The sequence below is a fragment of the Cellulomonas jepli genome, from assembly GCF_047229345.1.
Taxonomy (GTDB): domain Bacteria; phylum Actinomycetota; class Actinomycetes; order Actinomycetales; family Cellulomonadaceae; genus Cellulomonas_A.
Map to the genome: position 1 here is coordinate 1 of NZ_JBFTER010000124.1, position 13982 is coordinate 13982.

At 77.0% G+C, this 13982-nt stretch carries 10 protein-coding genes and 1 pseudogene; 6 read left to right on the forward strand and 5 right to left on the reverse strand.

Annotated elements, in window-relative coordinates:
- The 4 genes from AB6N24_RS20535 to AB6N24_RS20550 all read left to right on the forward strand — a co-directional run.
- A partial coding sequence (locus AB6N24_RS20535; RefSeq protein WP_412871225.1) for a DUF5691 domain-containing protein occupies positions 1 to 1422 on the forward strand: 1422 nt, incomplete at its 5' end.
- On the forward strand, positions 1419 to 2543 hold the full coding sequence (locus AB6N24_RS20540) for an ATP-binding protein (RefSeq protein ID WP_412871226.1): 1125 nt from the start codon (positions 1419 to 1421) through the stop codon (positions 2541 to 2543). The genes AB6N24_RS20535 and AB6N24_RS20540, both read left to right, overlap by 4 nt.
- The gene (locus tag AB6N24_RS20545; protein WP_412871227.1) at positions 2540 to 5215 is read left to right on the forward strand and encodes a DUF5682 family protein; all 2676 of its coding nucleotides are present in this window, start codon (positions 2540 to 2542) and stop codon (positions 5213 to 5215) included. Before AB6N24_RS20540 ends, AB6N24_RS20545 begins: the two co-directional genes overlap by 4 nt.
- Entirely contained in the window at positions 5212 to 6414 is a 1203-nt protein-coding gene (locus tag AB6N24_RS20550) for a VWA domain-containing protein (RefSeq protein WP_412871228.1), read from the forward strand. Before AB6N24_RS20545 ends, AB6N24_RS20550 begins: the two co-directional genes overlap by 4 nt.
- Before the next feature lie 226 nt (positions 6415 to 6640).
- Here the strand turns inward: AB6N24_RS20550 and AB6N24_RS20555 are convergent, their stop codons facing one another.
- Positions 6641 to 8485, reverse strand: coding sequence for a S8 family serine peptidase (locus AB6N24_RS20555; RefSeq protein WP_412871229.1), 1845 nt, complete (start codon positions 8483 to 8485; stop codon positions 6641 to 6643).
- Positions 8486 to 8845: 360 nt separating this feature from the next.
- Here AB6N24_RS20555 and AB6N24_RS20560 point away from each other — a divergent pair, with 360 nt between their 5' ends.
- Both AB6N24_RS20560 and AB6N24_RS20565 read left to right on the forward strand, forming a co-directional pair.
- Complete coding sequence (locus AB6N24_RS20560) at positions 8846 to 10648, forward strand: thiamine pyrophosphate-requiring protein (RefSeq protein ID WP_412871230.1); 1803 nt, start codon at positions 8846 to 8848, stop codon at positions 10646 to 10648.
- Between the two features lie 48 nt (positions 10649 to 10696).
- A complete protein-coding gene (locus AB6N24_RS20565; RefSeq protein ID WP_412871231.1) occupies positions 10697 to 11452 on the forward strand; it encodes a ZIP family metal transporter in 756 nt (251 codons plus the stop codon).
- Between the two features lie 188 nt (positions 11453 to 11640).
- Here the strand turns inward: AB6N24_RS20565 and AB6N24_RS20570 are convergent, their stop codons facing one another.
- The 4 genes and pseudogenes from AB6N24_RS20570 to AB6N24_RS20585 form a co-directional block, all read right to left on the reverse strand.
- Positions 11641 to 11820, reverse strand: coding sequence for an Rv0909 family putative TA system antitoxin (locus AB6N24_RS20570; RefSeq protein WP_258723303.1), 180 nt, complete (start codon positions 11818 to 11820; stop codon positions 11641 to 11643).
- A 104-nt stretch (positions 11821 to 11924) separates the two neighbouring features.
- Positions 11925 to 12800 carry a DNA/RNA non-specific endonuclease gene (locus tag AB6N24_RS20575; RefSeq protein WP_412871232.1) on the reverse strand — a complete coding sequence of 292 codons (876 nt, stop codon included), beginning with the start codon at positions 12798 to 12800 and terminating at the stop codon, positions 11925 to 11927.
- Between the two features lie 86 nt (positions 12801 to 12886).
- Entirely contained in the window at positions 12887 to 13669 is a 783-nt protein-coding gene (locus AB6N24_RS20580) for a glycosyltransferase family A protein (RefSeq protein ID WP_412871233.1), read from the reverse strand.
- A gap of 62 nt (positions 13670 to 13731) precedes the next feature.
- Positions 13732 to 13982, reverse strand: a pseudogene (locus tag AB6N24_RS20585) (hypothetical protein); the annotation flags it as partial.

Below are 13982 nucleotides of genomic sequence, written 5' to 3' on the forward strand. Positions count from 1 at the left end.
CCGCACGAGACCGCGGTCGCCGCCTCGCCCGCGGCCGGGGCCCGGCTCGCCGGGCTCCTCGCGCGGACCGACGCGCTCGCGGAGCGGCTCCTCGACGAGTGGCTCGCGCTCGCCGCGCACCACGGCCGGCTCGCGCCGCCCGCACAGCTGCCGCGCCTCCTCGACTGGGCGAGCGCGCGCGGTGAACGGGGAGAGGTCCGGCGCGACCGTGCCGAGCGTGTGGCGCCCGTGCTGGGCGAGCGCGGGCGTTGGCTCGCCGGCCACCGGTCCGAGTGGGCGGTGGTGGCGCCGCACGACGCGCCCCTTCCCGACGTGTCCGCCGTGGCCGCCATCGACGGATCGGTGGCCGCCGAGCACGGTGCTGCAGGCGGCGAGGTCGTCGTCGGCGGCAGCCCCGACGGGACCACTCCCGCTCCGGGCGACGACTGGACCCGCGGCACGGCCGCTGCGCGGCGCGACCGGCTCCTCGCCGTGCGGCGGCGCGACCCGGCCGCTGCGCGGGCGATGCTGCTCGCCGCGGGCCCGGCGATCCTCCGTGGTGAGGAGCGCGCCCAGCTCTACGGCGTCCTCGCCGAGGGTCTGGAGCCCGCGGACGAGGAGCTGCTCGAGCGTGCCCTCGACGACGCCCGCCAGGACGTGCGGACCGCCGCGGCCGCGATGCTGCGACGGCTGCCGGGCAGCGCCCACGCCGCCCGCGCCGCGGCGCGCGTCGTCCCCCTGGTGCGCGTCGAGCGGCGGCGGCTGCGGCGCGTGCTGGTCGTCGACCTGCCCGAGGTGGATCCCGGGAACCGGGACGACCGGGCGCTGCCCCCGGCCCCGTCCGGCACCGGTGCCCGCGTCTGGCTCCTGCGCCACCTCGTGCTCGCCACGCCGCTGCGCACCTGGGAGGAGGCGCTCGACGCCGGGCCCGACGAGCTCGTGGCCCTGCCGGTGGCCGACGACCTCCGAGGTCAGCTGCGCGCCGGCTGGCTCGGCGCCGCCCGCGACCAGGCCGACGCGCGGTGGGCCCGGGCACTCCTGCGCGACGCCGACGCCGGCGAGCGGGTCGCGCTGCTCCCGGTCCTCGGGGTCCAGGAGCGCGCCGAGCACGCGGCCGCCGCCGTCGATGCGCTCGCCCAGGAGGGCGGGCGTGCGGCGCTCACTCACGTGGACGCCCTGCTGGGCACCTGCCCGCGGCCCTGGCCGCCCGTCCTCACCGCCGCGGTGCTCCGCTGGCTCGCCCGCGAGCGCTCGACAGACACCTGGCACGCCGACTGGGCGCTGCGGACGGTCGCGATGCGGCTGCCGACGGACCCCACGACCGAGGACGCCGTGCGGGCCGCCGGGCTCGCACGCGCCGACGACGACCCGTGGCGGGCGCGCGTGCTGACCGTCGCGGACACGCTGCACGACCGACGCCACATGACCGAGGAGCTCCGTTGACCACCACCCCCCAGGCCGGGCCCGCCGACGCGGACGGCGCCGACGCGCTCCTGCGCCCGCACGCCGAGCAGGCGTTCGCCCACGAGCTCGCAGCGCTCGCCGCGCACGACGACCGGCCGCGCCCGCCCGCCTGGCTGCTGTCCCCCGGCGCCGTGGTGACGTACCTGCTCGGTGGCACGCTCGGGGACGGGACGGTGATCACCCCCAAGTACGTCGGGCCGCGCCGGCTCGTCGAGGTGGCGGTCGCGACCCTGGCGACGGACCGCGCGCTGCTCCTCCTGGGCGTTCCCGGCACGGCGAAGACGTGGGTCAGCGAGCACCTCGCGGCTGCGGTCAGCGGCCGGTCCACGCTGCTCGTCCAGGGCACGTCCGGCACCGGCGAGGACGCCATCCGGTACGGCTGGAACTACGCGCGGCTGCTCGCCGAGGGCCCGACCCCCGCGGCGCTCGTGCCCTCCCCGGTCATGACCGCGATGCGCGAGGCCAAGATCGCGCGCGTCGAGGAGCTCACCCGCATCCCGTCCGACGTCCAGGACGCGCTGATCACCGTGCTCTCCGAGAAGTCGCTGCCCGTGCCGGAGCTCGGCACGGAGGTGCAGGCGGCCAAGGGGTTCAACGTCATCGCGACGGCGAACGACCGCGACCGCGGCGTCAACGAGCTGTCCTCGGCGCTGCGCCGGCGGTTCAACACCGTCGTCCTCCCGCTGCCGGCCACCGAGCAGGAGGAGGTCGAGATCGTCACGCGGCGCGTCGCGCAGCTCGGCGCGGCGCTCGAGCTCCCGCCCGTCCCGGCCGCCGCCGAGGAGATCCGCCGCGTGGTGACCGTGTTCCGGGAGCTGCGCGCGGGCCGCACCCTCGACGGCCGCACGACCCTCAAGCAGCCGTCGGGCACGCTGTCCACCGCCGAGGCCATCTCGGTCGTCACCCAGGGGCTCGCCCTCGCGGCGCACTTCGGGGACGGGACGCTCCAGCCGTCGGACATCGCCGCGGGGATCGTCGGCTCCGTCGTCAAGGATCCCGTCGCCGATCGCGCGGTGTGGTTCGAGTACCTCGAGGCCGTCGCGCGCGAGCGCGAGGGCTGGCACGACTTCTACGCCGCGTGCCGCGAGGTCAGCGGATGACGGTGGCTGCGGCGGTCGCCGGAGTGGGAGCAGCGGCGACCGGGAGCGCCGCAGCAGCCGAGGACCTGTCGAGGCAGCACGGCGCGGCGACGCCCGAGGGCGGTGCGCCTCGCGAGCGTGCGGCGGCGCCCGGCAACGACCGGCAGGACGGCGGCACCCCGGTCGTCGAGGTCATGGGCGTCCGGCACCACGGTCCCGGCTCGGCGCGCGCGGTGCGGGCGGCGCTCGACCGCCTGCAGCCGGACGTCGTGCTCGTCGAGGGCCCCGCCGACGCCGACCCGCTCGCCGCACTCGCCGGCGACCCGGAGCTCGTGCCGCCGGTCGCGATGCTGGCGTACGCGAACGACGACCCCGCCACGGCCGTCTTCTGGCCGTACGCGGTGTTCTCCCCCGAGTGGCAGGCGCTGCGCTGGGCCGCCGAGCACGGCGTGCGCGTGCGGTTCTGCGACCTGCCGTCGGGTGCGGTGCTCGGGCGGGCGCCCCGTGGGGACGGGACGGCCACGCCGCCCGACGCGCCCGCGCTCCCCGGCCCGGCGGCGGACGCCGAGGCAGCCGCTGCACCCGAGGCAGCCGCGGACCCCGGCGCAGCCGCCGAGCCCCACGCAGCCGGCCGTCCCGACGTGCCCGAGAACGTCGGCGCGACCGAACGTCCCGGCGGGCCCGACGACTCCGGTGCGACCGAACATCCTGGCGGGCCCGACGACTCCGGCGCAGCCGAGCGTCCGGGCGGACCCGACGACTCCGGCGCGGCCGAACGGCCCGGCGGCGCTGACCTCGGCGGCGCCCCCGGGCCCACCGACGCACCCGGCGACGAGGCCGCCGCGCTGCGCCGCGACCCGCTCGCCGCGCTCGCGGCCGCCGCGGGCTACGACGACCCGGAGCGGTGGTGGGACGACGTCGTCGAGCACCGGATCGAGTCCCCCACGCCGTTCCCGGTGCTCACGGAGGCGATGGCCGAGCTGCGGCGGACCGCCGAGCCGCTGCCCCCCGAGCGGCAGGCGCACGAGGACCGCCGTGAGGCGTACATGCGCCAGACGCTGCGCGCCGAGCTCCGCGCGGGAGCACGGCGGGTCGCGGTCGTGTGCGGCGCGTGGCACGCCCCGGCGCTCGACGGGAGGCTCCCGCCGGCGGCGGCCGACGCCCGTGCGCTGCGCGGGCTGCCGCGCCGGGCGACGTCGGTCACGTGGGTGCCGTGGACGTCCTCGCGGCTCGCGTCGGCCTCGGGGTACGGCGCGGGCATCACGTCCCCCGGCTGGTACCACCACCTGTTCACCGCGCCGGACCACGTGGTCGCGCGGTGGCTCACGCGCGTGGCCGGTGTGCTGCGCGCGGAGGACCTGCCGGTCTCGTCGGCGCACGTGATCGAGGCCGTCCGGCTCGCCGAGGCGCTGGCGACGTTGCGGGGGCGCCCGCTCGCGGGGCTCGACGAGGTGACCGAGGCGACCCGCGCGGTGCTGTGCGAGGGCGACGACGCGGTCCTGTCGCTCGTGACGGCGCGGCTCGTGGTCGGGGAGGCGCTCGGCACCGTGCCCGAGTCCGTGCCGACGGTCCCGCTCGCGAGCGACCTGCGCGCGCACGCCCGGCGGCTGCGGCTCAAGGTCGAGCCGCTCGCCCGCACGCTCGAGCTCGACGTCCGCAAGGACACCGACCGCGAGCGCTCCCGCCTGCTGCACCGCCTGCGCGTGCTCGGCGTCGAGTGGGGGGTGCCGGCGGCCGCGACGCGGCGGAGCACCGGGACGTTCCGTGAGCCCTGGACGCTCGTGTGGCGACCCGAGCTCGCGGTCGCCGTCGTCGAGGCCGCGCTGTGGGGCACCACGGTGGAGGCCGCCGCCACCGCCCGGCTCGGGGCCGCGGCCGGGGAGGCGTCGCTCGTGGGGCTCACCCGGCTCGTCGAGGACGCCCTGCTCGCGGACCTGCCCGCGGCGATGACGCCCCTCCTCGCGGCGCTCGACGCGCGCGCCGCGCACGACGCCGACGTGGTCCACCTCATGACGGCGCTGCCCCCGCTGGTGCGGGCGTACCGCTACCCGGGCGTGCGCGGGGCGGACGTCGAGCAGATCGGGCGCGTCGCCGACGCGCTCCTCGTGCGGGTCTGCGCGGCTCTGCCGTCCGCGGTCACGGCGCTCGACGACGACGCGGCACGCGAGCTGCGGACCGCGCTCGACGCCGTGAACGACGCGGTGCTGCTGCGCGAGGAGGTCGTCGGCGGCGCGCTCTGGTGGTCGGCCCTCGCGTCGCTCGCCGACCGCGACGACGTCTCCGGGGTGCTCGCCGGGCGCGCGACCCGCCTGCTGCGGGACGGCGGGCGGCTCGACGACGCCCCGGTGCGGCTCGCCCGCGCGCTGTCCGTGGGCGCCCCCGCGCCGGCCAAGGCCGCCTGGGTCGAGGGCTTCCTCGAGGGCGGCGGGCTCCTGCTGGCGCGCGACGACGAGCTGCTCGGGGTCCTCGACACCTGGCTCACGGGGCTCCCGGAGCGGGACTTCACGGACGTGCTCCCGCTGCTGCGCCGCACGTTCGGCGCGCTGTCCCCCGCGGAGCGGCGTGCCGTCGGGCAGGCAGCGGCCCGCAGTCCGCGCACGACCACCGACACCGCGGCGAGGACGGGGCTCGACGAGGCCCGCGCCCTGCCGGCGCTGCACACCGTCGCGACGATCCTCGGAGGGCACCCGTGAGCGAGACCGGCACGGCCGTCGACGAGGCGGAGCGCCTGCGCCGCTGGCGTCTCGTCCTGGGCTCCGCGGGCGAGCCCTGGGGGGCCCCGCTGCACGGCGGCGACGCGGCGATGGACGCTGCCCTCGCCGCGCTCTACGACTCGGGCGACGGCACGGGAGGACGCCCCGGCGGCGGTCGGCGAGGGGCCGGGCTCGGTGCGTCGGCGCCCCGCGTCGCCCGCTGGCTCGGCGACATCCGCACGTACTTCCCGAGCACCGTCGTGCAGGTGATGCAGCGCGACGCCGTCGACCGGCTGAACCTGCGCCAGCTGCTGCTCGAGCCCGAGCTGCTCGGGGCCGTCGAGCCGGACGTCAGCCTCGTCGGGACGCTGCTCTCGCTCAACCGCGTGATGCCCGAGACGACCCGGGCAACCGCACGGCAGGTCGTCGCGTCGGTCGTCGCCGAGGTCGAGCGGCGGGTCGCCGACCGGACGCGCTCCGCCGTCACGGGAGCGCTGGACCGGACGAGCCGCACGCACCGGCCGCACCTGCGCGACGTCGACTGGGACGCCACGATCCGCGCCAACCTGCGGCACTACCTCCCGGAGCACCGCACGGTCGTGCCGGAGCGGCTCGTCGGTCACGGTCGCCGGCGCCAGGTCGTCGCGCGTGACGTGGTGCTCGCGATCGACCAGTCGGGCTCGATGGCGGAGTCGGTCGTGTACGCCTCGGTGTTCGGTGCGGTGCTCGCGTCGATGCGCGCGCTGTCGACCTCGCTCGTGGTCTTCGACACCGAGGTCGTCGACCTGACCCCGCTCCTCGCCGACCCGGTCGACGTGCTGTTCGGGACTCAGCTCGGTGGCGGGACCGACATCAACCGGGCGGTCGCGTACTGCCAGGGGCTCGTGCGCAGACCGGCCGACACGCTGCTGGTGCTGATCAGCGACCTGTACGAGGGTGGCGTGCGCGACGAGCTGCTGCGCCGGGTCGCCGACCTGACCGCGGCCGGCGTGCAGGTCGTCGTGCTCCTGGCCCTGTCGGACTCCGGCGCGCCGTCCTACGACCGGGAGAATGCCGCGGCGCTCGTCGAGCTCGGCGTGCCGGCGTTCGCGTGCACGCCGGACGCGTTCCCGGACCTGCTCGCCGTCGCGCTGGCCCGCGGCGACGTCGGGGCGTGGGCGGAGCGGGCGTTCGCCCCGGGGGCGGCGTCGCACCGCTGACTCTCGTCGAGCACGGCGGCGGTGCAGCGGTTCGGGGTCCCGGTCGCGCCGGGCGGGTCGGCGGTGCGGGGCACGCGCCGGCGGACGGGGACGGCAGGGCACGCGCAAGGGCACCGGCGCGCGCGGCTCCAGGGTGCGCACGCCGGTGCCCGTCCGGGCGACCGGGTTCCCCGGCGACCCGTGGGTCGGGACGGCCGGGGACTCGGTCGATCAGGTCACCAGCCGGTCACCAGCCCAGCTGGATCGTGTAGGCGCCGGCACCGCCGCCGTAGTACGTGGTGCGGGCGTAGTACGTGGCCGTCGAGGTGCCGGTGTTGCGCACCGACGCGGTGTCGACCCGGCCCGCACCGAGCCGGCTGCTGGCGAGCGCCGAGCTGCCCGACCCGTACAGGTACAGGTCGTAGTCCGCGGCGCTCGACCCGGGGGTCAGGCGGACGGTGAGCGTGGCCCCGGCCGGGACGGCGACCGCGAAGTAGTCGGTGTCCGTGCTCGACCCCATCGTCGCGGTGAGCGTGCTCGGCGCTCCGACGGCGTTCGCGGCGCTGCGCGTGTTGTTCGGCTCGACCTCGCTCGTGCCCACCGGCGGGGTGGTCGGGGTCGGCGTGGGGTTGGTGCCGCCCCCAACGGCCCGCACGGCGGCGTTCGCGTCCACCATGCCCGCGCCGCAGCTCGAGCACGTCGCGACGAACGGGCGGGCGGTCGACTTGAGCGTGCTCTCGACCTGGTCGGGCGTGAGCGCCGGGTTCGCGGCGAGCACGAGCGCGGCCGCGGCGGCCACGTGCGGCGTCGCCATCGACGTGCCCTGGTAGTACGCGTACGAGTCGCCGCCGGGTCCCGCGGTGCCCGTGTTGAGCGTCGAGAGGATCCCGCGGGTCTGCCCGCCGCTCATCTCCCCGCCGGGCGCCGCGAGGTCGACGAGCGTGCCGTAGTTGGAGTAGGACGCCCGCGCGCCCGTCGGGCCGTAGGCGGCGACCGCGATGACGCCCGAGCAGTTCGCCGGGCTCGAGTTGGAGACGTTGCGGTTCTCGTTGCCCGCCGCGACGACGACGACGGCACCGTTTGCCCGGGCGGCCGTGATGGCGCGCTGGCTCGTGGTGTCGCAGGTGCCGCTGCCGCCGAGCGACAGGTTGAGGACGCGGGCGCGGTTCGCGTTGGCCGGCACCCCGCTCACCGAGCCGCCGGACGCCCAGATCATCGCGTCGGCGATGTCCGAGGTGTAGCCGCCGCAGGTCCCGAGGACGCGCAGGGGCACGATCTTCGAGGCCGGGGCGGCTCCCGCCACGCCGGCGCCGTTGCCGGCGACGGCGGCGATGGTGCCCGCGACGTGCGTGCCGTGCCAGGAGGACGTCGTGGCGCCCCGCCCGGCGACGCACTCGTTCGCGGCGGTCCAGTCGCCGGGGTCGCTCGCGTCGCCGTCCCGGCCGTTGCCGTCGTTCGAGACCTCGGTGTCGGTGATCATGTCGTACCCGCCCACGACGGCCCCGGACAGGTCCGCGTGCGGGCGGTAGCCGGTGTCGATGACGGCGACGTTGACGCCCGCGCCGCGGGTGACGTCCCAGGCGCCGAGCACGCCGATGCCGACGCTGCTGGTCTGGAGGCCCCACAGGTCGGACCACCGGGGATCGTTCGGCGCGGCGGCCGAGGGCTGGAGCAGCCGGTCGGGCTCCGCGTACTCGACGGCTGCGTCCTCGGCGGCGACCTGCGCGGCGAGGGCCTCGACCTCGGCGAGCGGCAGCGACGCCGACAGCGCCCAGACCTGGGCGCCCTGGGCGGTGTCGCGCACGTACTCGACCTCGGCGCCGTGGGCCCCGGCGGCGCGGGCGATCCGGTCCTGTCGACCCGCCTGGACGTCGTCGCTCGCGGCGGCACCCAGCCGCTGGGTGCGGTAGCGCACGATCAGCCGGTCGGTGACGGGCGCGTCCGCCGTCGCGTCCACGGACGGCGCCGACGCGTCGGGGGCGGCGTCCTCGGACGTCGCTGCCACGGCCTGCGGGGCCAGTGCCCAGGACGAAACCAGGAGCACGCCGGCGGCGAGGGCCGCCACCGGGCGCGTCGTGAAGGTGTGCTGCATGAGGGGTCTGCCTCTCGGCTGCGTGGGTGTGGACGTCGTCCGCGTGCGGTCCCGACCGGTCGGGATGTCGCTCCGGTGCGACGTGCGACTCACGGTAAGCATGGCTGTGACTGCGGTCAAGGGCGTAAGTTACTGCGCGGTACACCGTCGAAGCGGCCGCCCCTGACACCGCGGCTCCGCCGCCGACGACGCCTCGCGTGCGCCCCGGAGCAGCCCGCCGACGAGCTGCCGGTGTGCACCGGTACGCGGTTGCGCTCCCTCCCGGATGCGCCGTGCAGCGCGCCCCCCGACGATGGCCGGGTGCGTCCGGACAGCCGCGCACGCACCACGGACCGACAGGTCCTGCGCGGAGGGGTCGACATGGCGACGGTGGCGGACGGGATCGTGGCACGGCTCGCGGAGTGGGGCGTCGAGCGGGTGTTCGGCTTCGCGGGCGACGGGATCGACCCGCTGCTCGCAGCGCTGGACCGGGCGTCCGGGAGCGTCGAGCTCGTGACCGCACGGCACGAGGAGATGGCCGCGTTCATGGCCACCGGGCACGCGAAGTACGGCGGCGGGGTCGGCGTCTGCCTCGCGACGCAGGGTCCCGGGGCGATCCACCTCCTGACCGGGCTGTACGACGCGAAGCTCGACCGCAAGCCCGTCGTCGCGATCGTCGGGCAGGTCGTCTCCACCGCGCTCGGCAGCGGCTACCTCCAGGAGGTGGACCTCCAGACGCTGTTCAAGGACGTGTGCGGGCAGTACGTCCAGACCGTGCACAGCGCCGAGCAGCTGCCTCTCGTGCTGGACAACGCGCTCCGCACCGCGCTGGCGACGTCGAGCCCGACCTGCGTGATCGTGCCGCACGACGTGCAGAAGGAGGACCTGCCCGAGGACACGCCGCACACCCACGGTGTCGTGGTGTCGTCCGCGACGTGGGCGCGTCCCCGCGTCGTCCCCGACGAGGACTCGCTCGACCGGGCGGTCGAGCTCCTCGACTCCGGCGAACGGGTCGCGCTCCTCGTCGGGCAGGGGGCCGCAGGAGCCGCGGAGCAGGTCCGCGCCGTCGCCGAGCGGCTCGGCGCGGGCATCACGACGTCGCTGCTGGGCAAGCCGGTCCTCGACGAGGGGCTCCCCTACCACTGCGGGGTCATGGGGCACCTCGGGACGACCGCGTCCGCCGACCTGATGGCGCGCTGCGACACGCTCCTGATCGTCGGCAGCAGCGACCCGTGGACCGAGTTCTACCCGCCGCCCGGCACCGTCCGGACCGTGCAGGTCGATGTCGCGGCCCGCAACCTCGGCGCGAAGTACCCGGTCGAGGTCGGCCTCGCCGGGGACGCGGCGCTGACCCTGGACCTGCTGCTGCCCCGCCTGCGCGCCCGCGACGGCTGGCGCGCCGACGTCGAGCGGAGCGTCGCCGCGTGGCACGAGATCGCGGAGCGGCGCGCCGCCGAGCCCGCCGACCCGCTCAACCCCCAGCTCGTGCTGCGCGCGCTGAGCGACCACCTGCCCGCCGACGCGCAGGTCTCGCTCGACGTCGGCTCGGTCGTCTACTGGCACGCACGGTTCCTCCGGCTGCCCCCGGACGTCCCGGCCCACCTGTCGAGCACGCTCGCGTCGATGGGCTCCGCGATGCCGTACGGGATCGCCGCGAAGCTCCTGCATCCGGACCGGCCCGTGGTCGCGCTCGCGGGCGACGGCGCGATGCAGATGAACGGGCTGTCCGAGCTCATCACGGTCGCCGCACGCTGGCAGGACTGGGCCGACCCGCGGTTCGTGGTGCTCGTGCTCCACAACGGGGACCTCGCGGAGGTGTCGTGGGAGCAGCGCGAGATGGAGGGTGACCCGCGGTTCCCGACGTCCCAGGTGGTGCCGCCGTTCCCCTACGCGGCCTACGCCGAGCTGCTCGGGCTGACCGGGATCCGCGTGGACGACCCCGCGGACGTCGACGCGGCGTGGCGCACCGCGCTCGCCGCGGACCGGCCGTGCCTGGTCGAGGCCGTCGTCGACCGCGACACCCCCCTGCTCGCACCGCGCCAGCCCGCGGAGAAGGTCGCGCAGATGCGCCGCGGGCTCGCGCAGGAGCCCGGGTCAGGACGGGCCGGCGACCATCTCGACCGGCAGCGCGCGCACGAGGCGGAGCACGACCCGGCGGGGGTCTCGGCGGAGAACGACGCGTGAGCGCGGTCCCCTCCCCGTCGCGCCCCCGTCCGGCCGAGGCGTAGCGACGTGCCCGCGTGGCTCGAGGCCGCCCTGTGGGGGCTCGTCGCGGGCGGCGCCCTCCTGCTCGGCGCGCTCGTCGCCTGGCGGGTCCAGGTCCCCCAGCGCGCCGTCGCGGGCGTCATGGCGTTCGGCGCCGGGGTGCTCGTGTCCGCGCTCGCGTTCGAGCTCGTCGTGCCGGCGCAGGAGCAGGGTGGGCTCGGGCCCACCGTCGCCGGGTTCCTCGGCGGCGCCGTCACGTACGTCGCCGCGAACGAGTGGCTCGCGCGGCGCGGCGCCCGGCACCGCAAGCGCTCGACCGGGCAGCAGCCCTCGGAGCAGCAGAGCACGGGCAGCGGCGCCGCGATCGCGGTGGGTGCGCTGCTCGACGGCGTCCCCGAGTCCGTGGCCCTCGGGCTGTCGGTGCTCGGCGGCGGCGGCGTCGGGGTCGGCGTCCTCGTGGCGGTGTTCATCTCGAACGTGCCCGAGGGGCTGTCGAGCGCCGCGGGCATGAAGCGGGCCGGCCGGAGCGCCCGGTACGTGTTCGGCGTGTGGGGCGCGATCGCCGTCGCGAGCGGACTGGCCGCCGCGCTGGGGGCGGCCACCCTCGGCGGCGCGTCGCCCACGACGGTCGCGGTCATCACGGCGGTCGCGGCCGGGGCGATCCTCGCGATGATCGCCGACACGATGATCCCGGAGGCGTTCGAGGGCACGCACGCGCTCACGGGGCTCGTGACCGCCCTCGGCTTCGTCACGGCCCTCGCGGTGCAGCACCTCGGGGAGTGAGCGGCCCTCGGACCGGGCGGCTCGGGGCCGGGAGGGTCCGGCTGCGCGGGCGGGCCACCACCCGCGGCACCGCCCCCGGGAGGGCAGGACGCCAGGCGCACCGGTGAGGTCGCGACGGTGCAGCTCCCGGACAGGACAGGGCCCCGACGCGAGCGCCGGGGCCGTGTCCTGCGTCGTGGGTCGAGGTGCTACTGCCCGAGGCGCTCGTCGGCTGCGTCGCCGGCCTTCTCGAGCTGCTCGTCGTGCTTGCCGCCGGTGGCGCTCGAGGCCGCGTCCTGGCCCTTGTCGAGCGCGGCGTCGCTCGCCTTCTCGCCCTTCTCGCTGTCGAGTGCTCCCTGCGCCTTGCCCGCCAGGTCGTCGATACCCATGTCGGTCTCCTCACTCTCCGAGGCGCACCGCGCGCCCTCGTCCATGCTGCGGCCGGGGAGCCGCGGACGCACCCGGGGCAGGGAAGGTGGGGCCGCTGCGCGCGTCAGAGCCGGATGTCGCGCGCGCTCGCGAGCGGCACCCAGCCGCCGCGCCCCGTGCGAGCGTCGTCCTGCGCCGCGACGGCCGCGAGCCGGTCCGCCGCGACGAGCGGGCCGAGATCGAGGCCCGTGAGCTCCTCGACGTCGCGGACCGGGACCTGGAACGTCCGGAACGGCCCGAGCGGGGGCGTCTCCCCCGCGGCGAGCGCCTGCGCGGTCGCGGCGCGCAGGTCGATCTCGTCGAGCTGCGGCGTCTGGTCGAGCACGTACGCGGTGGTCGCGAGCCGCGGCGCGCTCCCGGGTGTCGCGTCGTCGCTCGCGTCGGCCCAGGCCACGACCTTCCAGAACAGCCGCGGGATGCCGATGCCGCGGTAGACCGGGTCGTCAGGGTCCAGGACAGGGCCGGTCAGGACCGTGAGGCGCTGCCGGTGGACCCGGGCGTGCTCGAGCAGGTAGTCCTCGAGCCCGTTCCAGAGCTCCTTCGACTGGTTGAACTCCGCCGCCTGGGGTGCGGCGTTCGGGTAGGCGAACGTGTCGACGTTCGCACGCCGGGCGACCGCCGCCGTGCCCCACACGGGGTCACGGCGCCGCACGAGGTGCCCCCGGTCGAGGTCGTTGCGCGCGTAGAGCTCGGGACCGGCCTGCTCGTCCGCCCCGACCCGCGGGTCGAGGTGCCAGTCGTCGCCGCGCCCGACGTCGAGCAGGCTCGCCCCGTCGATGTTGACGCCCGTCGCGGCCGCGAGCCGGCGGCGCGGGTCCAGCAGCACCGTGAAGTGCGTGTACGGGAGCTCACGCAGGGGGGCGTCCGCCGGGGCGGTGGGCAGCGGGGCGCGCACGCCCAGGAAGTCGGGGTCGAAGGCGTGCTGGTCCGGCTGGCTCATGCCCCGACCACACCACGGGGCACCGACAGCCGCACCCGAGGCGTGCCCCGGCCGGCGCTCCCGCCCGACGCGGCCCGTGCGTCCTGTCAGCCGCCGGCTCCCCGACCGCCCGCTCCCTCGCTCTCGCCCCGCGCGGCGCCGCCACCGAGCCGCTGCGCCCAGCGCTCCCACGGCGGCTGCACGTCCCACCCGCGCCGCAGCGAGCGCCACGCCCGGTCGAACCGTCGCCGGCCTTGCGCCGCGCCGTGCAGCGACCGGCCCGAGACCCGGACCCGCAGGGACCGGTCGTAGCGCAGCCGGGCCCCGGGGCCGAGCGCGAAGGACAGGTCGACGTCGTCGTGGCTCTCGGCGTCGGAGCGGTTGACCCGCGCGCGCACGGCGAGCCACGCGGTGCGCCGGAGCGCCATGTTCGAGCCCCACAGCGGCGGGTGCGCCATCGCGGCGTGCATCGCCGCGTAGTAGGTGCGCAGGTACAGCCAGCCGACGACCGTCGCCCGCCACCGCGGGACGTCGTAGAACGTCCCCGTGCCGGTGACGGCGTCGAGCGCCGGGTCGGACTCGAAGTGCCGGGCGACCGCCGCGAGCCAGTCGGGCGGCACGAGCGTGTCGGCGTCGCACCGGACGATGACGTCGCCGCGCGCCGCGTCGTACCCCGTCGCCGCCGCGGCCGGGATCCCGGGCGTGGACTCGGGGACGACGCGAGCACCGTGCGCGACGGCGACGGCGGCGCTCTCGTCGGTCGAGCCGTTGTCGACGACGACCACCTCCCACGCCGGGCGGGTCTGGCGGTCGAGGTGGGCGAGGCACGCGCGCAGCGCGACGGCGTCGTCCTTGACGGGGATGACGACGGACAGCGTGAGCGCGGGCACGCCCCGACCCTCTCCCGGGGCGCGCGCCGGCGCACGCGGGACCTCGCGGGCCGGTCGTCCCGTCACGTCGCCAGCCTTGCGGGGACGAGGTCGGGCGCGGCGAGCACGAGCAGCGCGACGCACACCGCGGCCACCGCCATGCTCAGCGTGAACGGCAGCCGGCTCCGGCGGCGCACGAGCGCGACACCCCCGCCGACGCCCGCCAGCACGAGGGCCGCCGCGCCGCCGACCCACGCCGCCGTGCTGAACACCGAGACGGGCCGCGCCGAGATGGTCGACATCGTCGCGGTGCTCACGAACCCGACCGTGCTCG

Excerpts from the sequence above, each read along its gene's own strand:
- AB6N24_RS20545 (WP_412871227.1), top strand. The coding sequence starts at position 2,540 with ATGACGGTGGCTGCGGCGGTCGCCGGAGTGGGAGCAGCGGCGACCGGG.
- AB6N24_RS20555 (WP_412871229.1), bottom strand. The coding sequence starts at position 8,485 with ATGCAGCACACCTTCACGACGCGCCCGGTGGCGGCCCTCGCCGCCGGC.
- AB6N24_RS20560 (WP_412871230.1), top strand. The coding sequence starts at position 8,846 with ATGGCGACGGTGGCGGACGGGATCGTGGCACGGCTCGCGGAGTGGGGC.
- AB6N24_RS20570 (WP_258723303.1), bottom strand. The coding sequence starts at position 11,820 with ATGGGTATCGACGACCTGGCGGGCAAGGCGCAGGGAGCACTCGACAGC.
- AB6N24_RS20575 (WP_412871232.1), bottom strand. The coding sequence starts at position 12,800 with ATGAGCCAGCCGGACCAGCACGCCTTCGACCCCGACTTCCTGGGCGTG.